The 23,453-nt window shown below is 70.4% G+C and carries 12 protein-coding genes; 8 read left to right on the top strand and 4 right to left on the bottom strand.

Annotated elements, in window-relative coordinates; all coding sequences use genetic code 11:
- Position 1: 1 nt before the first annotated feature.
- The 3 genes from BR39_RS0119555 to BR39_RS0119545 form a co-directional block, all read right to left on the bottom strand.
- Positions 2-2,350 (bottom strand): glycoside hydrolase N-terminal domain-containing protein, encoded by a 2,349-nt coding sequence (locus tag BR39_RS0119555; protein WP_029915324.1) that lies wholly within the window; start codon positions 2,348-2,350, stop codon positions 2-4.
- Between the two features lie 24 nt (positions 2,351-2,374).
- The gene (locus BR39_RS0119550; RefSeq protein ID WP_029915322.1) at positions 2,375-3,220 is read right to left on the bottom strand and encodes a rhamnogalacturonan acetylesterase; all 846 of its coding nucleotides are present in this window, start codon (positions 3,218-3,220) and stop codon (positions 2,375-2,377) included.
- Positions 3,221-3,362: 142 nt separating this feature from the next.
- A complete protein-coding gene (locus tag BR39_RS0119545) occupies positions 3,363-6,854 on the bottom strand; it encodes a TonB-dependent receptor domain-containing protein (protein ID WP_081916921.1) in 3,492 nt (1,163 codons plus the stop codon).
- Positions 6,855-7,163: 309 nt separating this feature from the next.
- Here BR39_RS0119545 and BR39_RS0119540 point away from each other — a divergent pair, with 309 nt between their 5' ends.
- The 3 genes from BR39_RS0119540 to BR39_RS0119530 are packed head-to-tail and all read left to right on the top strand — an operon-like array spanning position 7,164 to position 11,881.
- Positions 7,164-7,808: an RNA polymerase sigma factor gene (locus BR39_RS0119540; RefSeq protein WP_029915318.1), complete on the top strand. Its 645-nt coding sequence runs from the start codon at positions 7,164-7,166 to the stop codon at positions 7,806-7,808.
- Positions 7,786-8,772 (top strand): FecR domain-containing protein, encoded by a 987-nt coding sequence (locus tag BR39_RS25900; RefSeq protein ID WP_051695932.1) that lies wholly within the window; start codon positions 7,786-7,788, stop codon positions 8,770-8,772. The genes BR39_RS0119540 and BR39_RS25900 overlap by 23 nt, the downstream gene beginning before the upstream one ends.
- Positions 8,762-11,881 (top strand): TonB-dependent receptor, encoded by a 3,120-nt coding sequence (locus BR39_RS0119530; protein ID WP_029915314.1) that lies wholly within the window; start codon positions 8,762-8,764, stop codon positions 11,879-11,881. The genes BR39_RS25900 and BR39_RS0119530 overlap by 11 nt, the downstream gene beginning before the upstream one ends.
- 1 nt (position 11,882) lies before the next feature.
- Here BR39_RS0119530 and BR39_RS0119525 read toward each other — a convergent pair whose 3' ends face one another.
- Entirely contained in the window at positions 11,883-12,917 is a 1,035-nt protein-coding gene (locus BR39_RS0119525; RefSeq protein WP_051695930.1) for a LacI family DNA-binding transcriptional regulator, read from the bottom strand.
- A gap of 217 nt (positions 12,918-13,134) precedes the next feature.
- Between BR39_RS0119525 and BR39_RS0119520 the strand changes: the two genes are divergently transcribed.
- The 5 genes from BR39_RS0119520 (at position 13,135) to uxaC (ending at position 23,392) form a co-directional block, all read left to right on the top strand.
- A complete protein-coding gene (locus tag BR39_RS0119520) occupies positions 13,135-14,700 on the top strand; it encodes a glycoside hydrolase family 28 protein (RefSeq protein WP_231499519.1) in 1,566 nt (521 codons plus the stop codon).
- 53 nt (positions 14,701-14,753) lie between these two features.
- On the top strand, positions 14,754-17,828 hold the full coding sequence (locus tag BR39_RS0119515) for a TonB-dependent receptor domain-containing protein (RefSeq protein WP_029915308.1): 3,075 nt from the start codon (positions 14,754-14,756) through the stop codon (positions 17,826-17,828).
- 163 nt (positions 17,829-17,991) lie between these two features.
- Positions 17,992-19,626: a glycoside hydrolase 43 family protein gene (locus tag BR39_RS0119510; protein ID WP_051695929.1), complete on the top strand. Its 1,635-nt coding sequence runs from the start codon at positions 17,992-17,994 to the stop codon at positions 19,624-19,626.
- Positions 19,623-21,872, top strand: a complete 2,250-nt coding sequence (locus tag BR39_RS0119505) for a hypothetical protein (RefSeq protein ID WP_231499518.1) — start codon at positions 19,623-19,625, stop codon at positions 21,870-21,872. Before BR39_RS0119510 ends, BR39_RS0119505 begins: the two co-directional genes overlap by 4 nt.
- A gap of 68 nt (positions 21,873-21,940) precedes the next feature.
- Entirely contained in the window at positions 21,941-23,392 is a 1,452-nt protein-coding gene (uxaC, locus tag BR39_RS0119500; protein ID WP_029915301.1) for a glucuronate isomerase, read from the top strand.
- The last annotated feature ends 61 nt before the right edge of the window (positions 23,393-23,453 follow it).

Raw genomic sequence — 23,453 nt, 5'->3', positions numbered from 1 at the left:
CTCAGGCTCTCCGCAGCACGCCGTCGCGCGCCGTCAGGCGGACGCGCTGGCCCTTCTTGAGGTCGAGGTCGATCGCGGCGGCGCCGTAGCGCACGTGGTGGCGGCCATCGGCGGCGGCGGTCAGCACCGCCGTCTCCAGCTTGCCGCGGGACCAGATCACGTCCACCCCCACCGCCCCCCGGGCCCGCAGGCCGGTCAGATGTCCGGTCGGCCAGGTCGACGGCAGGGCCGGCAGCAGCAGGATCTGGTCGTTGCGGCTCTGCAGGATCATCTCGGTCATGCCCGAGGTCCCGCCGAAATTGCCGTCGATCTGGAACGGCGGGTGGGCGTCGAACATGTTGGGATAGGTCCGCTCGGGACCCAGCAGCAGAGACAGGATCCTGTGCGCCCGGTCGCCGTCGCCCAGACGCGACCACAGGTTCAGCCGCCAGGCGATGGCCCAGCCGGTCGAGATGTCGCCCCGGGTGTTCAGCGACACCTTGGCCGCGTCGGCCAGCTTGGGCGTGGTGTCGACGGCGATCTGGTCGCTGGGGAACACGCCGTACAGGTGCGAGACGTGGCGGTGATGGATGTCGTCGGCGTCGGCGTCCCAATCCTCCTGCCACTCCTGCAGCTGGCCGTCCTTGCCGATCTTGTAGGGCGCCAGCTTCTCGCGGGCGGCCGTCAGCTGGGCGGCGAAGTCGGCGTCGTTCCCCAGGATGGCGGCCGACTTGATGCAGGCGGTGAACAGGTCGCGGATGATCGCCTGGTCCATGGTCGGCCCCGCGGTCAGGGACGAGCCGTGGCCGTGGCTGTTCTCCGGCGAGATCGACGGGTTGGTGACCAGCTTGCCGGACTTGGGATCGACCACCAGGGCGTCCAGGAAGAACAGGGCCGAGCCGCGCATCAGCGGATAGACGTCGGCCAGGTAGGCGCGGTCGCGGCTATAGTCGTAGTGATCCCACAAGTGCTTGCAGAGCCAGGCCCCGCCCGTCGGCCACACGCCGAACTTGGCGCCGTCGATCGGCCCGCTGGCCCGCCACAGGTCGGTGTTGTGGTGGGCGACCCAGCCGCGGGCGTCGTACATCACCTTGGCCGTGCGGGCGCCGGTGACGGACAGATCGCGGACCATCTCGATCAGCGGGGTCACGCACTCGGCCAGGCCCGTCGGCTCGGCCGGCCAGTAGTTCATCTCGGTGTTGATGTTGATGGTGTACTTGCCGCCCCACGGCGGGAAGGTCTTGTCGTTCCACACGCCCTGCAGGTTGGCGGCCTGACCGCCGGGTCGCGAGCAGGCGATCAGCAGATAGCGGCCGTACTGGTAGTACAGCGCCGCCAGGGCCGGGTCGTCGGTGGTCTGCGAGACCTTAATGCGCTCGTCGGTCGGGTTCAGGGCCGCCGTGGTGGTCCCGAAATCGACGCCCACGCGGCGGAACAGCGCCCGGTGGTCGGTCTGGTGGGCGGCCAGCAGGGTCCGCCAGCCCTTGGCCGAGGCCTTGGCCAGCACCGCCTTGTTGATCGCGACCGGGTCGCCGCCCACGTCGTCGAAGCGGCGATAGCTGGTGGCGGCGGCGATCAGCAGCAGCACCTCGTCGGCGTCCGCCACCGACAGCACGCCGTCCTTGGCGCTCAGCGTCCCGCCCTTGTTCAGCACCTGGACGCGGCATTCGAACGTCAGCTTCGCCGGGATGTCCTGCTGGCTGTCGTTGGCGCCGGCCAGGATCAGGGTGTCGCGTCCCTCGACGCTGGAGACCGGCTTGGACTTCAGCGGGCTGTCGAACGACAGGTCGACCGAGATCGCCCTGCCCTTGTCGGCGCTGAGCCGCACGGCGATGACCCGGTCCGGATAGCTGCCGATGACCTGGCGGGTGTAGGTCGTCCCGCCGACCGCGAAGCGGGTCGTGGCGATCGCGCCGTCCAGGTCCAGGTCGCGGACATAGCCGGTCGGCTGGCCGTCCAGGCCGGGGAAGGCCAGCTTCAGGTCGCCGATGGTCTGGTACGACATCTGCCGCTTGGGCGTGGCCATGAAGCGGGCGTCGGCCACCTCGGTCGCCTTGGCGTAGTCGCCGGCGTCGATCAGGGCGCGGATCTCCGGCAGGGCCTTCAGCGCCTCGGGATTGGCCGGGTCGTAGGGCCCGCCCGCCCACAGGGTGTCCTCGTTCAGCTGCAGCCGCTCGGCCGCCACCCCGCCGAACACCATCGCGCCCATGCGGCCCGAGCCGATCGGCAGGGCCTCGACCCACTCCTTGGCCGGCTGGCGGTACCAGAGGCGCAGGGGCGAGGCCGGCGCGGCTGCGCGCGCCGAGCTCAGGCCGCCGGTCGCGGCGGCGCCGGCGGCCAGCGCCAGGGTGGTTCTACGGGTCAGGCGCACGGCGAGGTCCTTCGAGACGCGGAACTAGGGGATCAGGAAGCGGCGCAGGGCCGGCACGGCCTTGGCCAGGTCGGCGGTGACGATCGTCGCGAAGTAGTCCGCGCCGGTCTCGCCCAGGTGGGTGTAGTCGAACGACAGCTTGGCCTGGCCCATCGGCTCGACGGCGGCGTTGTTCTGAGCGGGCGGCGGCGTGTCGGCGGCGATCGTCGTGCCCGTCCGGGCCGCCTCCAGCACGTGGGACGCCGGCGGGCGCTGGGCGAAGCGCGTCGCCTCGGCCGCGCCCATCGCCTGGACGGCCGCGTGGCTGTCGGCGTGCAGGTCGACCAGGGGCGCGCCGGTCTCGGCCGCGACCTTGCGGACCGCCTCGGCCCAGGGGCCCAGGTCGTCGACCAGCTGGCCGCCCTTGAACTGGCGGCGGGTCAGCGGGGTCACCAGCACCGGCTTGCCGCCGGCCGCGCGGATCTCGTCGACATAGGCCTTCAGATTGGCCGGGAATTCCGTGGCCAGGTCGGTCGAGCGCCCCGGCTTGCCGGGCTGGTCGTTATGGCCGAACTGGACCAGCACGTAGGTGTCGTTGAAGCCGCCTGATTTGATCTCGTCCAGCGCCAAGGCCCACGATCCTTCCGTCCGGTAGTTGCCGCTGCTGCGGCCGCCCCGGGCCAGATTGATGCAGGCGGCGAACGACGTCACGTGCTTGGCGCAGAAGCTGGGTCCCCAGCCGCCCTGGACGGCCGTCGTGGAGTCGCCGACCAGCACGATCTTGATCGCGTTGAAGTGCGGCGGCGGGTTGGGGACCGGCGTCTGGGCCCGGGCGGCGGAGGCGGAACCGACCGCCAGGCCGGCGGCGAGGACAAGGGCCGTGAAACGCATCCGTCGACTCCGGACTCGGTACAGGAAAAAAGGTGACGGACGGCCGGAAAGGACGGCCATCCGCCGAAGTCACCGCGGGAGGCGGCTTGGCGATCGGCCGCGATCGCGCCGGCGTCGAGCCGGGCGACCGCGCCGGATGGGGTCAGTACTTGTAGCGGATGCCGATCCGGTAGTTCGGGCCGGCGCCGCCGTAGGACTGGATGACCGGGTCGTTGTAGCTGAACCGTTCGGACATCTCGTTGGTGATGTTCAGCGCCTCGAAGGTGATGCTGACCTGTTCGATCGGCGAGTAGCGCATGGAAAAGTCGACGTTCATGGTCGACTTGGCGCCGTTGAACTCGTTGATCAGCGGGCTGTCGCACGCCGCGCCGGTGGATTGCAGGCCCGGATCGCAGTTGCCCGCCGCCAGCGGATAGGCGGTGTAGTACTGGTCGCGATAGGCCGTGGAGATGCGGGCGTTGAACTTGTCGGTCTCGTAGTAGACCGTGAAGTTGACGCCCTTGGGCGACGAGCCCAGCCACGGCGCCTTGCCGTAGGTCGGCGCCTTGGTGACCACGCCGGTCGTGGCGTTCACCGACCCCGGATCCAGGATGTAGGTCAGCTCGGTGTCCAGCTTGGTGGCGTTGAACTGGATGCCCAGGTTCTTGAAGTACCAGGGCAGGAAGGTCAGGTCCTGCTGGAAGTTGAACTCCCAGCCCTGGAGGACCCCGCCGGGCGCGTCGCGGACCTGACGGGCCAGGAACGGATAGTTGGCGTCGATATAGGCCCGGCGCAGCACGTCGGCGCCGGTCGCGCCCGGGAACTGGGCCTTCAGCGCGGTGATCGCGTCGGCGTCGAGGAACTCGGTCAGCGGCGCTTCGTAGAAGATCGTCTGCGGGTACGACGAGATGTCCTTGCGGAAGTAGGCCAGGCTGATCAGGCCGCCCGGACGGAAGTACCACTCGGCCGCCAGGTCGTAGGCCTCGCCGCGGAACGGCGACAGCTTGGGATTGCCCACCGTCAGCGTGCCGCCCGTCGTCGAGCCGTCGCCCGGGACGCTGATGCCGGTCACGGCCGGCGACAGGTTGCCCAGCAGCGGACGGGCCATGACCTTGGCCGCGGCGGCGCGGATGTAGAAGTTGTGGAAGGCCTCGAACGTCACGTTGCCCGACGGCAGGGTGTCGTCATAGCTGTTGCCGCCGTAGATCGGCCGGCCGGCGGTGGTTTCGCCCTGGGCGTCCACGGCGGTGTGGGTCTGGCGGATGCCGACATTGCCCGACAGGCGCCGCCCGTCCAGGACGTCGTAGTTGAAGTCGAACTCGGCGTAGTAGGCGTAGTTCTTCTCGCTCACCGCGAACGAGGCCGAGCGGTTGCGCTTCCGCGTGATGCGGTAGTCGCCGTACTTGTTGATGCAGTTGCAGGTGAAGCCGAAGACCTTGTCGAAGGCTTCCAGGCTGGGCGCGAAGAAGCTGGTCGTCGTACCCTCCGGCACGTCCAGGCCCTGACCGAACTCGATGACCTGGCCCAGCGAGGCGATGCTGACGCCGGCTTCCTTCTCGGTCGGGTTCAGCAGGTCGCTGTTGCGCTCGAACTGGTTGGTGCTGAACTCGTACTTGCGCCCGGTGGCGCCGAACTTCAGCGACCAGTTGTCGTCCACCTCGTAGGTGAAGTCGGCCTTCACGCCCTTGTAGGTGTTGTCGGTCTCGCGCTTGTAATTGCGCATGGCCGAGAAGCCCTTGATGATCCCCCACTTCTTGGGATCGGCGGCGTTGAAGCCGGCGTCGAACCGCGGCATGCCGGTGGCGCCGCGCTCGTCGAAGATGAAGGCCTCCTGGGCGTCCATGTAGTTGAACTCGACCAGGGTGCCCTGGTTGTCGTTCTTGGACTCCGACATGCCCGCGCTGAACTGGCCGCGGAACTTGTCGCTGAACTCGTGGGTCAGGTCGAGCGACACCTGCTTGAAGTCGGTCGTGTAGGCGCCGCGGTCGGCGTACGAGCGCCAGTCGACGTTGCCCAGCTTCAGATATTCGGCGTTCTGGCCCACGACCTCGGCGTCGAGCAGCTTGACCGACGGACGGCCGATCAGGTCGCCGCGGAACGGCAGCGAGGCTTCGGGTCCGGCGTAACCGGGCGACAGCGGGTTCGTATAGTACTCGTACGGATCGAGGTTGTAGGGCGTGTAGCTGAAGCTGTAGCCCGGCAGCGGGGTCGTGCCGTACAGCGACTGGCCGCAGTCCTGGCCGGGGTTCAGGTCGGTCTCGTCGGCGTAGGTGCAGGTGCCGGGATACAGCGCGCGGCGCTGGGCCGCCGTCATGGCCGTTCCGGCGCGCGCGGTCGCCGTGGGGACGTTCGCGCCGTACTGGTAGCTGGCGTTGGTGTTGTTGCGGTTCAGACCGACGGGCGAGAGGCCGTAGTTGGTGGTCTCGCTCTTGAAGCGCGAATACAGGGCGTCGACCGTCAGCTTGGTGCGTTCGCTGATCTCGATCTGGAACGCGGCGGTCAGGCCCAGGCGCTCGGTGTCGACGTCCTTCTCGGTCAGCGACGGCAGGGCCGGGAAGCGGATCAGCGAGTCGTTGCAGCCCGGGCTGGTCGGGGTCACGCCCGCGACGGGCGCCGCCGTGGCGGCCGCGCAGTTCGGATAGAGCTTGGCGTAGGCCGCCGGGTCCGAGCCGGTCATCTCGGCGTAGGCGGCCGGGTTGGCCAGCGGGTTGTAGTAGTTGGCCGGGTTGGCCTTGTAGGCGTCCAGCGCCGCGCCCGTCAGGGTGGTCGGGATCAGGGCGCGGAACACCGTGCCGGTCGGGGCGGCGAAGCCGGCGCGGCCGGGCAGCTCGTCGCCGGTCCAGGTCGAGCCGCGATAGGTGTAGTCCGACGAGCCGCCGCCGCGCGCATAGCTGTCGTCCACCGACTTGCGCTTGGCGTAGGCGCCCGAGACCAGCATGCCGACCTTGCCGTCGAACCACCGGTCAGAGGCCAGGGCGGTCAGGCGCGGGCTGTGGGTCTTGCCGTTCTCGTAATAGGAATCCTCGGCCGAGGCCGCGAAGGCGGCGCCCTTGTAGTCGAAGGGCTTGCCGGTGATCAGGTCGACCGTCGCGCCCAGCGAGCCTTCGTCCGCAGAGGCCGACGACGACTTGGTCACCCGCACCGAGCTGAACAGCTCCGAGGCGAAGGCGTTGAAGTCGAAGGCCCGCGAGCGGTTGGGGCTGGAGCCGGAGTCGTTGGCGGCGCCCGTCGACAGCGCCTCCATGTTGTTGATCCGCACGCGGCTGAAGTCGCCGCTCAGGCCGCGGACGCTGATCGTGCGCCCCTCGCCGTTGTCGCGGTCGATCGAGATGCCGGGCAGGCGCTGCAGGGATTCGGCCAGGTTCGAATCCGGGAAGTCGGCGATGTCCTCGGCGTTGATGGCGTCGAGCATGACGTCCGAGGTCTTCTTGGTCTCCATCGCGCTGCGCAGCGAGGCGCGGTAGCCGGTGACGACCACCTCGTCGACGGTGTTCTCGACGGCGGCGCCCTGACCGGCCGGGGTCTGGGCCGTCTGGGCCTGGGCGGCGGTCGTCGCCAGACCCATCGAAAGGCCCGCCGTCAGAGCGGCCGTCAGCGCCAGGCGCGATGAGTTGCGCAGCAGGGCGCAGGTGTGCGGATGCATGGACTTGGTCATGGACTCTTCCTCCCCAGATCGTCCTGGCGGTTCGCGAGCCGCCATTTTTCGTCCGGCCTTTTGTCACCGGTGTCATTAGGATAGACATGGCGAGAACGCGGAGAAAAGAGGAAAAGTTAGCGGTATCATACTAAAATTGCTGAATATTTTTCCCCTTTTCAGAGCGGAAGGAAACGACGATTTCGCCATGTCGATCCGCACAAAAAAGTTCGTGTCGCTCCGATTTTTTTCGCTTCCGGTTGATCGCGGGGCCCTTCCCCCTCATCGTCGCGGCCTCAAGAAAAAGACCGACGTGACTGGGGAGCACCGGTGTTCGAGGCGAAGACGCCCAAGCTTCGAATCGTCAGGCCAAGCCGCGTCGAGCCAACCGGCGTCGGGCCGGATCGCGTCGAAGGCCGATGGCGCGACCGTCCGTCCTATTCGGCGACCTACGCCCGCGAATGGCGCGACGTCTGCGCCTTCCTGCGCGCCCGGTTCGGCCCCGGCCCTCCCGATCCGGAGGACGTGGCCCAGCAGGCCTTCTTCAAGCTGGGCGAGCTGCAGGGCGCCGAGCGGCTGGAAAGCCCACGGGCCTTCGTGTTCCGCGTGGCGATCAACCTGATGCTGGACGAACGCCGCAGCCTGGCGCGGGCCACCCGGACCCTGGACTCCTCGGCGCCGCTGCTGGCGATGGACAGCGAGGAGGCCCCGGACCTGGAGCGCAGCCTGATCGCCAAGCAGCAGATGGGCCTGCTGGAGAAGGTCGTGCAGGGCCTGCCCGACCGGCACCGCCAATACCTGCTGGCCAACCGTCTGGACGGCCAGAGCTTCGTGGCGATCGCCGAGCGCTTCGGCGTCTCGCAGTCGCTGGTCCGCAAGACCGTCGAGGAGGCCCTGGCCGTCTGCCAGCGCGCCCTGATCCATGGAACCGCCGATTACCGAGGACTGTCGCGTGAACGAAGCCGTCGATCCTGACTCGCCGATCGGCCGGACCGCCCGCGCCTGGGCCCTGGCGGTGGCGGGCGAGGACTTCCCGCCCGAGCGGTCGCGGCTGTTCGGCGCGTGGCTGGACGCCGACCCGCTGCACCGTCGCGCCTATGAGGAGGCCGAAGGCGTGGTCCTGATGCTGGGCGACCTGCGGAGCCTGGGCGTCGCCCCGGCCGCGGCGCGCCCCGCCGCGCGCCGCCCCTCCCCCTGGCGGGTTCCGACCCTGGCCACCGCCGGCGGTCTGCTGGCGGCCTGCCTGGCCCTCGCCGTCTTCGCCCTCCCCGGCCCCGCCTACGACACGCGACCGGGCGAGACCCGCCAGATCGCCCTGAACGACGGCAGCCAGATCACCCTGGCGCCGGCCTCGCGCCTGCGGGCCGCCTCGCGCTGGCGGCCGCGCGCCCTGTCGCTGGAGCGCGGCGAAGCCTTCTTCGTCGTCGCCCACCAGGACGGCCATCCGTTCACGGTCCAGGCCGGCGACGCCTTGGTGCGCGTGGTCGGCACGCGGTTCAACGTCCACCACGGCGCCGACCGCGACGTGCGGGTCGAGGTCGAACAGGGCGTGGTCCAGGTCTCGGACGGCGACGAGGAGCGTGCGGTCACCCTGCGCGCCGGCCAGACCGCGCTGGCCGACGCGCGCGGCGTCAGCGTCGGCGCGCTGGCCCGGCCGGACCTGGCCGGCGGCTGGCGCCAGGGCCGCCTGGCCTACGAGGACGCGCCCCTGGCCGAGGTGGTCGCCGACCTCAACCGCTACGGCCGGAGCCCGTTGGCCATCGGTTCGGCCTCGACGGGCCGGATGAAGGTCACCGCCGCCTTCGACATCGCCCAGGCCGACCGCTTCGTCGCCGAACTGCCGCGCGTGCTGCCCGTGCGCCTGGTCCCCGACGGCCAGGGCGGACGGGTCCTGGTGGCCGCCGATCCGAAACGCGCGCCGGAGCCTCATGCCCGGTGACACCCGCGTCGCCGGTCTCGGCTTCCGACTGGCCGGCCTCTCGGCGGCGCTGGCCCTCGGCCTGAGCCTGGCGCCGGCGACGGTCCAGGCCGCGCCGGCCAGGCCCGTCGACCTGCCCGCCCAGCCGCTGTCGACCGCCCTGCTGGCCCTGTCGCGCCAGACGGGCGCCATCATCATCGCGCCCGCCGCCCTGGTCCGGGGCCGGTCGGCGCCGGCGGTGCGCGGCCGCCTGGAGCCGGCCGAAGCGGCGCGGCGGCTGCTGCGCGGGTCCGACCTGGAGCTGTCGGTCAGCGCCGACGGGGTGATCAGCATCCGCCCCGCCGCGCCCCCGCCCGCCGTCGCCCCCTCGCGGCCCCGCCTGCTGCCGCCCGAGGACAGCGAGCCCGCCGCCCTGGGCGCCGTCCAGGTGATCGCCCGCGACGCCGTCAGCGAGGCGCTGTGGCGCAAGCGGCTGTCCGCCGAGAGCAGCGACATCCTCCTGGGCGACGACCTGCGCGGCCTGGCCGAGCCCAGCCTGGGAAACGCCATGCAGATGCTACCCGGCGTGGCGGTCACCAACGACGGCGGCGAAGGCCGGCAGGTCAGCGTGCGCGGGGTGGGCAGCGAGTTCACCCGAGTGCGCATCAACGGCATGGAGACCCTGGCGACCTTCGGCGGCTCGAACGCCGGCGGCGGCACCAATCGCGGCCGGGCCTTCGACTTCAACGTCTTCGCCAGCGACCTCTTCAACCAGATCCGCGTGCAGAAGACCCCGTCGGCCGATGTCGACGAGGGCTCGCTGGGCGCGACCGTCGACCTGCAGACCCGCTCGCCGCTGGAAGGCCCCCGCTCCCGGGCCCAGCTGACCGTCGAGGCGGCGTACAACTTCGGCAGCGACAAGGCCGTCCCGCGCGTCTCGGCGATCCTGTCGCGCCGCAGCCAGGACGACCGGTTCGGGGTCCTGGTCTCGGGCGCCTACGCCAAGCGGGCGGTCGCCGATGTCGGCACCAACGCCGGGCAATGGCAGGCCGGCGACACGGTCTATCCCGGGTTTGGCGAGGCCGCGCCCGGCGCGCCCGACCTGGCCGCCCTGAACGCCGCCCTCCATCCCCGCATCCCCCGGCTGGAGGCCTTCAGCGTCGAGCAGGAGCGCCTGGGCCTGACCGGCAGCCTGCAGTGGCGGCCGACCGACCGCACCGACCTGTCCCTGGACCTCCTCTATTCTGAACTGTCCTCGGAGCGGCGCGAGGACCTGCTGGAGAGCTTCACCTTCCGCACGTCGGGCGCCTGCCGCGCGCCGCTCAACCCCGACTGCGGCCTGGCCGCGGTGCGGGTGCGCGACGCCACGATCGTCACCCCGCGGCCGGGCCTGTCGGCCCTGGTCGCCGGCACGTTCGACAATGTCGACGTCCGCGCCGAGTCGCGGCTGGACCGGCTGAAGACCATCTTCCGCCAGACCACCCTGTCGGTCAGCCAGCGGCTTTCGGACCAGCTGACCTTGAAGGCCCTGGCCGGCTACAGCCGGTCCGATTTCGGCAATCCGCTGCAGGCCACGGTCCAGCTGGACCAGTACGACGTCCAGGGATTCCGCTACGACTTCAGCGACCGCCGGCGGCCGCTGATCGACTTCGGCTCGGCCGACCTGACGAGCGGCGCCGGCCTGACCCTGGCCGAGGTCCGCTCGGAACCCAACTGGGTGGACAACAGCTTCAAGACCGTCGGCCTCGACCTGGAATGGACGCCGTCGAGCGTCCTGACCGTTCGGGGCGGGGCGCAGCACAAGGTCTATCGCACCGACGCCATCGCCAAGGCGCGGTCGGACGGCAGCATCGCCAACCTCAACGCCGACATCCCGCCGACCCTGGCGGCGATCCCGCCGTCCGCCTACCTGCGCCAGGCCTGGTCGGACCGCTTCGCGACCGCGGCGGGCACGCCCGACGCCTGGCTGGCGCCGGACGTCGCCAAGGCCTTCGCCCTGTTCCAGGCGGCCTGCGCGTCCGGCGCCTGCGGCGCGCTGGACCTGGGCCCCGAGCCGCTGCTGGGCCTCAACTACGCGGTCGAGGAGCACGACACCTCCGCCTATCTGCAGGCGGCCTTCGCGGTTCCCGCGATGCTGTCGCTGCACGGCGACCTGGGCCTGCGCTACGCCCACACCCGCCAGGCGTCCCAAGGCTTCACCACCGATCCCGCCGCGCCCGGCTTCGTGGCCCCGGTGTCGGCGACGCGGGACTATGACGACCTGCTGCCGTCGCTCAACCTGGCCGTCGAGCCGCGCCACGACCTGCTGCTGCGCTTCGCCGCCGCGCGGGTGATGGCCCGGCCGGACCTGCGCAGCCTGCGCCCCGGCATCAACGTCTCGACCGGAGGCCTTCGGTCGGTCTCGTCCGGCGACCCGTTCCTGCGCCCGGCCCGCGCCGACACCCTGGACACCGCCCTGGAATGGTACTTCGCCCCCGGCGCGATCCTCTCGGCGGCGGTGTTCCACAAGACCATCCATTCCAGCGTCCAGGTCACCTCCACCGCGCCGACGGTGTTCTCCGACAATCCGTTCGACCTGCCCGACAGCATCGCGACCACGGCGTGCGGCCGCCTGCCCGGCTGCGCGGCGGACCTGCCGATCTGGCAGTTCCTGACGCGGACCGACCAGGGCGGCGGCCATCTGGACGGGATCGAGCTGGCCTTCCAGGCGCCGCTGGACCGGGTCAGGCCGTCCCTGCGCGGCTGGAGCGTCCGGGGCGGAGTGACCTACACCCGCTCGCGCATGCGGTTCTGGGCCCTGGACGGCACGCCGTTCATCGCCCACGACAGCCTGGGCTCGCCGCGCGTCGTGGGCACGATCACCACCGCCTATCGCCGCAACGGCCTGGACCTGCGCGCGACCCTGTCGCATCGCGGCCGCTACCTGACCGCCGTCCCCGCCCCGACCGGAGGCGACATGGACGGGGTCAACGCCTACACCAGCCTGGACCTGTCGGCCCGCTACCGGATCGCGCGCGGCTGGTGGCTGACGGCGGCGGGCGGCAACCTGCTGGACCGGGCCCAGCGCCAGTTCACCGACAGCAGCGACCTGGCCAACTACCAGCACCACACCGGACGCGAGGTCCGCCTGGGGCTGGAAGCGCGGTTCTAGCCTAGACCGCCCCGGGGGCGGCCATCGACTGGCGCTGGATCAGGCTGAGCGCGATCGGCTCGTGCGACGATGCGCTCTTCGGGTCCTCGATCATGGCCAGCAGGCTCTCCGTCGCCAGCCGGGCCATCTCGGTCAGGGGGCGGCGGATCGTGGTCAGGGCCGGCGTGATCATCGCGGCCAGGTCGCTGCCGTCGAACCCGGCCACCGACAGCTGGCCGGGGACGTCGACGCCGCGCTCGCGGGCGGCCTTGATCACCGCCGCCGCCATGATGTCGTTGCAGGCGAAGATGGCCGTGGGCGGCTGGTTGAGCGAGAGCAGCGCATCGGCCGCGGCCAGGCCGCTGTCGAAGCCGTAGTCGCCCTTCTGGAGATAGGCGTCCGGCATCGGCCCGGGCAGCGCCGCCAGGAAGCCGGCCTTGCGCTGCTGGGCAGAGCGGAAGTGCGGCGGGCCTTCGATCATGGCGATCCGGCGATGGCCCAGCTCGACCAGTCGCCGGCCCAGCTCGAACGTCGCCCCCCGCTCGTCGCTGACCAGCATGCAGGGATATTCCGGCAGCGACACCGAGGCGATGCCCACCGAAGGCACGCCCAGCTGGGTCAGGCGCGCCGGGATCGCGGCGATCTCGGAGGTGGGCGGCAGCACGATCAGCCCGTCGACCCGCGAGCGCCGCACGAAGCTCTCGACGTCGGCGGCCACCTCGGGATCGCCGAACCGCACCGGGTGGACGACCAGCTCGTAGCCGTGCCGCGAGCAGGTCTCGACGATGCCCCGCTGCAGGGCGCTGATCACGTGGGCGTTGGGGTCGTCCTGCACCACCGCGATCAGGAACGAGCGCCCCGAGGCCAGGGCCCGGGCGCGGATGCTGGGGCTGTAGCCGAGCCGCGCGATGGTCTCCAGGACCGTCTTGCGGGTCTCGTCGCCGACATTGGGCGCCTTGTTGAGCACCCGCGAGACCGTGCGAATCGAGACGCCCGCCGCCTCGGCCACGTCGTCGATCGTCACCGACAGTGTCGCGCCGAATTCGCCTTGAGCCACCGAAGCCCTCCCGTTTTCCCACCATATGGCATAGCGCGCCTTTGACAGCGTTGCCAGCGCTAGCAGCTCATGTGCCAGCGCTGGCATTTTCAATGCTACCGGTACCAAAATCATTTGACACCGGTGGTATCCGACTGTTTCCTGCCTGCAACGAGCCTGCGGAAGACAGGTTTTCAACGAGGGGACGCGCAGGATGAGACTGGATCGAAGAGGGCTCGTGCTCGCGGGCCTGGCCGGCGCCTCGGCGCTCTCCGCCGCCCCTGCTTCCGCCCAACCCCAAGACCTTCGGGCCAAGCGCACCGACCCGGCCGCCCACTGGTTCAACATCCGCGACTTCGGCGCCGTGGGCGACGGCGCGGCCGTCGACTCCCCCGCCGTCAACAAGGCCATCGACGCCGCCGCGGCCCAGGGCGGCGGCGTCGTGCATTTCCCGCCCGGGACCTACGCCTGCTACACCCTGCGCCTGAAGAGCAGGGTCACCCTGCACCTGGGCGAAGGCGCCGTGCTGCTGGCAGCCGCCCCGACCGGCGTCGCGCCCAACGGCTATGACGATCCCGGCCCCGGCGCCGGCAACGCCTATCAGGACTACGGTCACAGCCACTGGACCAACAGCCTGATCTTCGGCGAGGGCCTGCACGACATCGCCATCGTCGGGACCGGCCTGATCTGGGGAAAGGGCCTGACCCGCGGCCACCGCTTCCCCGACGATCCGCCGGACGTTTCCGGCCCCGGCGTCGGCGACAAGGCGATCGCCCTGAAGAACTGCCGCAACGTGCTGCTGCGCGATTTCAAGATCCTGCAAGGCGGCTGGTTCGCCCTGCTGGCCACGGGCGTGGACAACATGACGATCGACAACCTGATCGTCGACACCAACCGCGACGGCCTGGACATCGACTGCTGCCGCAACGTGCGGGTCACCAACTGCACGATCAACTCGCCGTGGGACGACGGCATCTGCCCCAAGAGCTCGTTCGCCCTGGGCTATGCCCGCCCCACCGAGAACCTGACGATCTCCGACTGCCTGCTGACCGGCAACTACGAGATGGGCTCGGTGATCGACGGCACCTGGAAGACCATGCCGCCCGGCTTCCACGGCTACGGCCGGATCAAGCTGGGCACGGAGTCGAACGGCGGCTTCAAGAACGTGACGATCACCAACTGCGTGTTCGACCACTGCTACGGCATCGCCCTGGAGACGATGGACGGGGCGCTGACCGAAGACATCGCCATCAGCAACATCACCATGCGCGGCCTGGGCTTCCCGCCCCTGTTCCTGCGCCTGGGCAGCCGCATGCGCGGCCCGGCCGGCGTCGAGGTGGGCAAGCTGCGGCGGATCACGATCCAGAACATCGTCAGCCACGGGGCCACGTTCCAGCCCTCGATCATCGCCGGCGTGGCCGGCCATCCGGTCGAGGACGTCAAGATCAGCGACGTCTACTTCCATTCGCAGGGCGGCGGCTCGGCCGAGCTGGCCCGCCGCCAGCCGCCCGAGGCCGACAAGGCCTATCCGGACCCGGACATGTTCGGCGACCTGCCCGCCACCGGCTTCTTCATCCGCCACGCCCGCAACATCGAGATGAGCAACGTCGAGATCGCGGTCGAGGCGCCCGACGCCCGCCCCGCCTTCTGGATGCGGGACGTCCAGGACATCGACCTCTTCCGACTCCGCCTGCCCAAGGCCCCGGCCAACTTCGCGCTGGACCAGGTCACGGGCTTCCGGAGCTTCGGCGGCCGCTGGCTCGAGGATCACCGTTTCGACGGGACCGTCAGCCAGACCTTCTAACCGACCTTATGCGCAACGAGCGGCCCCAAGAGCCGCCTCAGGAGGGAACGACAATGAACAAGCACTACTTCGGCGCGGCTTCGCCCGCCGTCCTGGCCGCGGCTCTGCTGCTTGTGCCAGCGCTGGCACAAGCCCAGGCCACGCCGCCGGCGACCGCCAACGACGACGCATCGACGGTCGAGACCGTGGTGGTCACCGGCTCGCGCCTGGCCTCGCGGGGCTTCAGCGCACCGACGCCGGTGTCGGTCGTGGGGGCCGAGGAGTTCAAGCTGTCCGGCACTGTGAACGCCGAACAGCTGCTGGGCACCAACCCGCAGTTCGTGGGCTCGCAGAACAACGGCCAGACCGCCAACACCGTGCCCGGCGGCACCGCCACGCTGAACCTGCGCGGCTTCGGGGCGCAGCGGAACCTGGTGCTGGTCAACGGCCGGCGCTTCGCCATCGCCGGCGCCGACCAGACCACCGACATCAACACGATCCCCGTCTCGCTGATCAAGCAGACCGAGGTGGTGACCGGCGGCTCGTCGGCGGTCTACGGCTCGGACGCCATCACCGGCGTCGTCAACTTCATCATGCGCGAGGATTTCGAAGGGGTCGAACTCAACGGCCAGACCAGCTGGGACAGCCACACCACCACCCCGACCTACAACCTCGACCTGACGGTGGGCGGCAACTTCGCCGAGGGCCGCGGCAACGCCGTGGTCTCGGTCAACTACCTGGATCGCGGCGCCATCTCGCGCGGCATGCGCGGGCACTGGACCTATGACTCCCTGTCGGACGGCTGCGTCACCGCCGGCTCGTTCAGCAAGAGCAAGGCCGGCGTGCCGCTGGCCATCCCGGCCGGCCAGACCTGCGCCCAGGCCGGCGGCCGCATGGGCCTGATCGCCGGCGGCAGCGGCGACATCCCCAACGGCCGCTTCACCGGCGTGCCGACCGTCGGCGGCGCGGGCTCGACCCCGGGCCTGGACGCGGCCCTGATCGCCGCCGGCCTGAGCGGCATGGGCTCGCGCGGCTTCACCTTCGACACCGCCGGCACGACGGCCCGCCCCGCCCTGACCCCGCAGGACGACTTCAACCTGGGTCCCGACAACTACCTGATCATCCCGCAGAAGCGCTGGATGCTGAACGCCTTCAGCCACTACGACTTCAACAGCCGGATGACGGGCTACGTGGAGGGCCACTTCAGCAACAACGTCGTCGACATGCAGCTGGCGCCGACCAACATCAACGGCCCGTTCCTGTTCAACACCAACAACCCCTATCTCTCGCCCCAGATGCAGGAGGTGCTCCGGCAGATGGACCTGAAGGAGGTGGGGACCACGACGGTGACCACCGGCACCGCCACCCGCACCACCGTGGCCGGCGACGGCCTGGCGGTGATCAATGTCGGCCGCCGCCTCAAGGAGATCGGCCTGCGCCGCAACAACGCCGAGCGCAACGTCTGGCGCTTCGCGACCGGCCTGCGCGGCGACCTGGGCAGCGTCTCGGACAGCTTCCTGCGCAACCTCAGCTACGACGCCTACTACACCTACGCCCGCACCTCCGAGACCGACCACCAGGAGGGCAACGCCTCGCGCAGCCGCTTCCAGGCCAACCTGCTGTCGGTGGGCGGCGCCCCGCCGGTGCTGAACATCTTCGGGGCCAACATCTCGACGGCCGGGGTCCAGGCGATCTCGATCGCGGCCACCAACATCACCGAGGCCGAGCAGCAGGTCGCGGCGGCCAACCTGTCGGGCGAGGCCTTCAGCCTGCCGGCCGGCCCGGTCGACTTCTCCACCGGCTTCGAGTGGCGCTACAACTCGGCCCGCTACACCCCCGACGAGTTCCTGCGCTCGGGCGACGTGGTCGGCTTCAACCCCGGCCTGCCGACCGGCGGCAGCACGATCGTCAAGGAAGTCTACGGCGAGGCCCGCGTGCCGATCCTGGCCGACCTGCCGTTCGTCAAGAACCTCAGCGCCAACGGCGCCTTCCGCTACTCCGACTATAACCTGAAGGGCGTCGGCGGGGTCTGGACCTACTCGGTCGGCGGCGCCTGGCAGGTGACGTCCGACGTCAACTTCCGCGGCCAGTTCCAGCACGCCATCCGCGCCCCGAACGTCGGCGAGCTGTACGGCGGCCTGGCCCAGAGCTTCGACGCGGCCACCGACCCGTGCTCGAGCCGCGCCCCCGTCGCCCAGCAGACCGCCGCCGTCCGCGCCGTCTGCGTGGCCACCGGCGTCCCGGCCGCGGCGGTCTTCACGCCCGGCGTGCAGTCCAACACGATCATCGGCAACCTGCAGGGCGGCAATCCGAACGTCGGCATCGAGAAGTCGGACACCTACACGTTCGGCGCCGTCATCACCCCACGCGCCCTGCCCGGCCTGGCCGTCAGCATCGACTACTTCAACATCAACCTGGACGGCGCGATCTCGGCCTTGGGCGGCGGCCTGAACAACACCCTCAACCTCTGCTACAACATCGTCCAGAACGCCTCGAGCGAGTTCTGCCAGGCGATCAAGCGCAACCCGGTCACCGGCGAGATCGCCCCGCCCTATTACGCGACGATCACCAACGCCAACACCGGCGGCCTGAAGACCGCCGGCGTCGACTTCGTGGCCAACTACCGGTTCAGCGCCGACTTCGGCATCCCGGGCCTCAGCCAGGACAGCCGGTTCGAGATCTCCACCCAGTGGACCTGGCTGGACGAGTTCACCTCGACCCCCGTCCAGGCCTTCCCGAACATCAAGAACTACTGCGTGGGCGCCTACGGTCCGACCTGCGGCCAGCCGATCCCCGAATGGAAGGGCGGCACGCAGGTGATCTGGCGCACCGGCCCGCTGACCCTGAACCTGCGCCACCGCTATGTCGGCGAGGTCATGACCGACAAGTACATCCTGCCCAAGCGCGCGGGCGGGACCGTTCCGAGCCTGGACACCCTGACCAACCCCAAGCTGCCGGCCCAGAACTACTTCGACGCCTCGTTCACCTACGACATCGTCGAGAACGTCCAGGTGTACGGCGGCGTCAACAACATCGCCGACCGGGACCCGCCGGTCCTGGGCAGCTCGTCGCCGTCGGCCAACACCTACGCGGCCACCTACGACGTCCTGGGAACCACCTTCTTCCTGGGCGGCAAGCTGAAGTTCTAGAGACGTCCGGAGGAGACGTGTGTTTCTGTTCGAGCGGGACCGGGCCTGATCACCCCGGACCGCTCGACGCTTCCTCCTGACCCGGGCGCGCGTCCGTTCGGCGGTCCTTCCCCGCCCTGCGCGCGCCCGACCGCCCTCTGATCGTCGTGATGGGACCTGTGCGATGCGCGTGAAGCAGCTTGGACTGGCGGGACTTTCGGCCCTGGCGCTGGCGATGGCCGCCGCGCCCGTCTTGGCCGCGCAGCCGGCGGCGACCTACCGCAACCCGATCCTGCACGCCGACTATTCGGACCCGGACGTGATCCGGGTCGGCGACCGCTACTACATGGTCGCCTCGACCTTCCATTTCTCGCCGGGCCTGCCGGTGCTGGAGTCCCGGGACCTGGTCCACTGGACGATCCTGGGCCACGTGCTGCCGAAGCTGATCTTCGCGCCGGAATACGACCTGCCCGGTCCCGTCCCCACCGACGACACGGGCGCGCGGATGCCGCGCGACCAGCGGACGGTGGGCCAGCGCTACGCCGGCGGCGTCTGGGCCCCGTCGATCCGCCATCACGACGGGCTGTTCTACGTCTACTTCCCCACGCCCAACGAGGGGATCTTCGTCTCCACCGCCAAGCGGCCCGAGGGGCCGTGGAGCGCGCCGGTCGCGGTGATCGCCCAGGCGGGCCTGGAAGATCCCTGCCCCTTCTGGGACGACGACGGCCAGGCCTATCTGATCCACGGCAAGGTCGGGGCCGGGCCGCTGGTGCTGCATCGCATGGCGCCTGACGGCAAGTCGGTGCTCGACGCCGGCAAGGTCATCGTCGAGGACCCCAAGACCCTGCCCGTGCTGGAGGGACCCAAGCTCTACAAGCGCAACGGCTGGTACTACATCTTCGCGCCGATCGGCGGGGTCGAGACCGGCCCGCAGGCGGTGCTCCGCTCGCGGAACATCTGGGGTCCCTACGAGCACCGCGCGGTGCTGGCGCCGGGCCGGACCGCCTGGAAGGGCCCGCACCAGGGCGGCTGGGTCGAGACCCCGTCCGGCCAGGGCTGGTTCGTCCACTTCAACAGCGCCGGCGCCTATGGCCGCATCGTCCACCTGCAGCCGGTGTCCTGGAAGGACGACTGGCCGGTCATGGGCGAGCCGATCCCGGGGGCCGGGCCCGACGAGACCGCCGGCCAGCCGGTGGCCGAGCACGCCATGCCCGATGTCGGGGGGCGCTTCCCGCCGGTCCAGCCCCAGACCTCCGACACCTTCGCCGCGCCCCGGCTGGGGCCGCAGTGGGAGTGGAACCACAATCCCGACGACCGCCGCTGGAGCCTGACGAAGCGCCCCGGCTTCCTGCGCCTGACCTCGGCCCCGGCGCCGAACCTGGTCTCGGCCCGCAACACCCTGACCCAGGTGCTGCAGGCCGAGCATTCGGTGATCACCGCGCGCCTCGACGCCGGCGGCCTGGTCGACGGCCAGCGCGCGGGCCTGGCGATGTTCGGCCAGGGGATCAGCTGGATCGGCGTGGTCCGGAAGGACGGCGCCGCGCGCGTGGCCTTCTCGTCGGCGGGCGTCGAAGGTTCCGGTCCCGCCCTGGCCGCCAAGGTCCTGGACCTGCGGGTCGAGGTCGCCGACCAGACCGCGCGCTACAGCTACAGCCTGGACGGCGGCAAGACCTTCGTCGCCTTGGGCGGCCCCGCCCCGCTGCGCTTCAGCTGGTGGAAAGGCGCGCGGCCGGCCCTGTTCACCTACAGCGACCCGGGCCAGGCGAAGCCGGGCGTCGCCGACTTCGATTGGGTGACGGTCAAGGCGGTGACGCCGTGATCCGCCTTGCTTCGCTGGCCGCCCCGCTTGCCATTGGCCTCGCCCTGGCCGTCGCGGGTCCCGCCCTCGCCCAGCCGATCGACCGCCACGCCCTGGTCTCGCGCCACGACCCCAGCCTGACCGCCGTCGATCCGCACGCGCCGATGATGGTCGGCAACGGCCGGCTGGGCTTCACCGCCGACATCACCGGCCTGCAGACCTTCCCCGAGCAGTACTCGCCCCTGGCCCCGCTGCTGACCATGGCCCAGTGGTCCTGGCACAGCTTCCCCAACCCCAAGGGCTACACCGAGGCCGACGGCCTGACCCCGGTGGACGTCCCGGGGCGCGGCAAGCAGCCCTACGCCTGGATGAAGGGCGGGCTGGAGAAACCCGATCCGGCCGACGCCTGGCTGCGCGAGAACCCGCACCACTTCTCGCTGGGCCGCGTCGCCCTGGGCCTGCGCGACGCCCAGGGCCGCCCCGCCGCCTTCGCCGACCTGTCCCAGACCCGCCAGACCCTGGACCTGTGGACCGGCGTCCTGACCAGCACCTTCGTCTATGACGGCCAGCCGGTGCGCGTGGAGACGAGAGTCCAGCCCGACCGCGACGTGGTCCTGGTCGAGATCGTCTCGCCCCTGGTGGCGGCCGGCCGGCTGGGCGTTTCGGTGCGCTATCCCGGCGTGTCGTCGAACCTCAATCCCGACCCGTCGGACTGGACCCATCCCGAGCGCCACACGACCACCGTCACCGGCCGCGCGCCGGGCCGCCTGGTCCTGTCGCGACGTCTGGACGGCACGGTCTACGGGTCCAGCATCGACGCTCCCGGGGCGACGATCGCGGCCAGCGGCCCGCATGCCTTCACGGTGCGCCCGGGGGCCGGCGACCGGCTGGTGGTGATGGTCGGCTTCAGCCGGACCGCGAAGGCGCCGCCGCCCCTCGCCTACGCCCAGGCCCGCGACGCCGTCACCGCCCGCTGGCGCGACTACTGGACCCAGGGCGGGGTCGTCGACTTCACCGGCAGCACCGATCCCCGCGCCGCCGAGCTGGAGCGCCGGGTGGTGCTGTCGCAATACCTGTCGGCCCTGAACGGCGCGGGCGACACGCCGCCCCAGGAGGAGGGTCTGTTCTCCAACAGCTGGAACGGCAAGTTCCACCTGGAAATGCATCCCTGGCATTCGGCTTGGTTCGCCCCCTGGGGCCGCCCCGCCGAGCTGGAGCGCGGCCTGGCCTGGTACCTGGCCGACCTGCCCAAGGCCCGGGCCGAGGCCCGGCGGCACGGGATCGAGGGCGCCTGGTGGCCGAAGATGGCCGGGCCCGAGGGTCGCAACAGCCCCAGCTCGATCTCGCCCTTCATCATGTGGCAGCAGCCGCACCCGATCCTGATGGCCGAGTTGGCCTTCCGGGCCCATCCCGACCCGGCGATCCTGGCCCGCTACGGCGAACTGGTCGACCAGACCGCCCGCCTGCTGGCCGCCTGGCCGCGCTGGGACGCCGCCGCGGGGCGCTACGTGCTGGGCCCGCCGATCATCCCGGTGCAGGAGAACTACGATCCCCTGACCACCGTGAACCCGACCTTCGAGGTCGAGTACTTCCGGCGCGGCCTGCAGATCGCCCAGACCTGGCGGGTGCGCCGGGGCCTGCCGCGCGAGGCGCGCTGGGACGACGTGATCGACAAGATGTCGAAAGCCCCCCAGCGCGACGGCCTCTACCTGGCGACCGAAAGCTCGCCCGACCTCTGGACCCGGGCCGCCTCGCCCGCCTGCGACGGCCACGCGACGGGCGCGTGCGAGAACCGCGACCACCCCTCGTTCCTGATGGCCTACGGCCTGATCGGCGGCGACCGGATCGATCCGCAGACCATGCGCCGGACGCTCAAGGCCACCGAAGACCACTGGGACCTGCGCCAGACCTGGGGCTGGGACTTCCCGATGGTGGCCATGACCGCCGCCCGTCTGGGCCAGCCGGAGGACGCGGTCGACTGGCTGTTCAAGGACCTGAAGAACAACCAGTGGGGCGTCACCGGCATGACGCCGCGCGTTCACGCCGACGAGCACGCCATCGCCTTCACGCCCGGCGCGCCCGGTGGGGTCGGTCCCGACGGTCCGGGCTATCGCCGCGCGGCCGAGACCTATTTCCCGTCCAACGGTTCGCTGCTTCTGGCCGTCGGCATGATGGCCGCCGGCTGGGACGGCTCCAAGGGGCCAGCCCCCGGCTTCCCCCGGTCCGGCTGGACCGTCCGCGCGGAGGGGCTGACGCCCCTGCCCTAGACCCCCTTTCGTCCTCCCCCTGCGGCCGGCGTCCCGGCGTCGGCCGCCCTTTTTCCAGGTGCAGTTCCATGACCCGGCCTCTGGTTTTTCACGACGACCGCCTGTTCCCGGCCGACGAGCGCACGCGGGGGATCGCCCGGGCGCTGTACGGCCAGGTCAAGGCCCTGCCGATCATCAGCCCGCACGGCCACACCGATCCGGCCTGGTTCGCGACCAACGCCCCGTTCGAGGACGCCACCGATCTGTTGCTGGCGCCGGACCACTATCTCTTCCGCATGCTCTACAGCCAGGGCGTCTCGCTGGACGCGCTGAAGGTGCGCTCCAAGGCCGGCGTGCCCAGCACCGACCCGCGCGAGGCCTGGCGGCTGCTGGCCCAGAACTTCCACCTCTTCCGTGGCACGCCGTCGTGGCTGTGGCTCAACCACGTGTTCAGCCAGGTGTTTGGGTTCAAGGTGTTCCTGAGCGCGGAGACCTCCGACCTCTATTTCGACACCATCAACGAAGCCCTGGCCACCGAGGCGTTCCGGCCCCGGGCCCTCTTCGACCGCTTCAATATCGAGACCCTGGCCACCACCGAGGGCCCGCAGGATCGGCTCGAGCACCACAAGGCCATCCGCGAGAGCGGCTGGGGCGGCCACGTGGTCACCGCCTATCGCCCCGACGCGGTCATCGACTTCGAGGATGAGCGCTTCGGCCGCTCGTTCGAGCGCTTCGCCGAGGTCTCGGGCCAGGACGTCACGACCTGGAAGGGCTATCTGGAGGGCCACCGCGTGCGGCGTCAGGCCTTCATCGCCGCCGGGGCCACGTCTTCGGACCACGGCCACCCGACCGCCGCCACCGCCGACCTGTCGGCCGTCGAGGCCGAGGCCCTGTTCCAGAGCCTGCTGAAGGGCGATGTCACGCCGGCCAAGGCCGAGCTGTTCCGCGCCCAGATGCTGACCGAGATGGCCCGCATGAGCCTGGACGACGGCCTGGTGATGCAGATCCACCCCGGCTCGCACCGCAACCACAATGTCGGCCTGCTGGCCTCGCACGGTCGCGACAAGGGCGCCGACATCCCCATGCGCACCGAATATGTCGAGGCGCTCAAGCCGCTGCTGACCAAGTTCGGCAACGACCCGCGCCTGTCGATCATCCTCTTCACCCTGGACGAGACGGTCTACAGCCGGGAGCTGGCTCCGCTGGCCGGGCACTATCCGGTGCTGAAGCTGGGCCCGTCCTGGTGGTTCCACGACAGCCCCGAGGGCATGATGCGGTTCCGCGAGCAGGTCACCGAGACCGCCGGCTTCTACAACACCGTCGGCTTCAACGACGACACCCGCGCGTTCCTGTCCATCCCCGCCCGCCACGACGTGGCCCGCCGCGTCGACAGCGCGTTCCTGGCCCGCATGGTCGCCGAGCACCGCATGGACGAGGTCGAGGCCGCCGAGCTCATCGTCGACCTCACCTACACCCTGCCCAAACGCGCCTACAAACTCGACCAACGACCCGACTGGGCCCGGCCCGTCGCGGCGGGTTGACGCTCAAACTCCAAACTATAAGATATTATTCCATAATGTGAGACTTTAGATCTCACCGGAG

This window comes from Caulobacter sp. UNC358MFTsu5.1, from assembly GCF_000712075.1.
GTDB lineage: Bacteria > Pseudomonadota > Alphaproteobacteria > Caulobacterales > Caulobacteraceae > Caulobacter.
The sequence above is the reverse complement of the archived record's forward strand: the minus strand, read 5'-3'. Positions and strand labels throughout refer to the sequence as shown.

Bases quoted from the DNA above. Each gene is read 5' to 3' on its own strand.
- BR39_RS0119550 (WP_029915322.1), bottom strand. From the start codon at position 3,220: ATGCGTTTCACGGCCCTTGTCCTCGCCGCCGGCCTGGCGGTCGGTTCC.
- BR39_RS0119545 (WP_081916921.1), bottom strand. From the start codon at position 6,854: ATGACCAAGTCCATGCATCCGCACACCTGCGCCCTGCTGCGCAACTCA.
- BR39_RS0119530 (WP_029915314.1), top strand. From the start codon at position 8,762: ATGCCCGGTGACACCCGCGTCGCCGGTCTCGGCTTCCGACTGGCCGGC.
- BR39_RS0119515 (WP_029915308.1), top strand. From the start codon at position 14,754: ATGAACAAGCACTACTTCGGCGCGGCTTCGCCCGCCGTCCTGGCCGCG.
- BR39_RS0119510 (WP_051695929.1), top strand. From the start codon at position 17,992: ATGCGCGTGAAGCAGCTTGGACTGGCGGGACTTTCGGCCCTGGCGCTG.
- uxaC (WP_029915301.1), top strand. From the start codon at position 21,941: ATGACCCGGCCTCTGGTTTTTCACGACGACCGCCTGTTCCCGGCCGAC.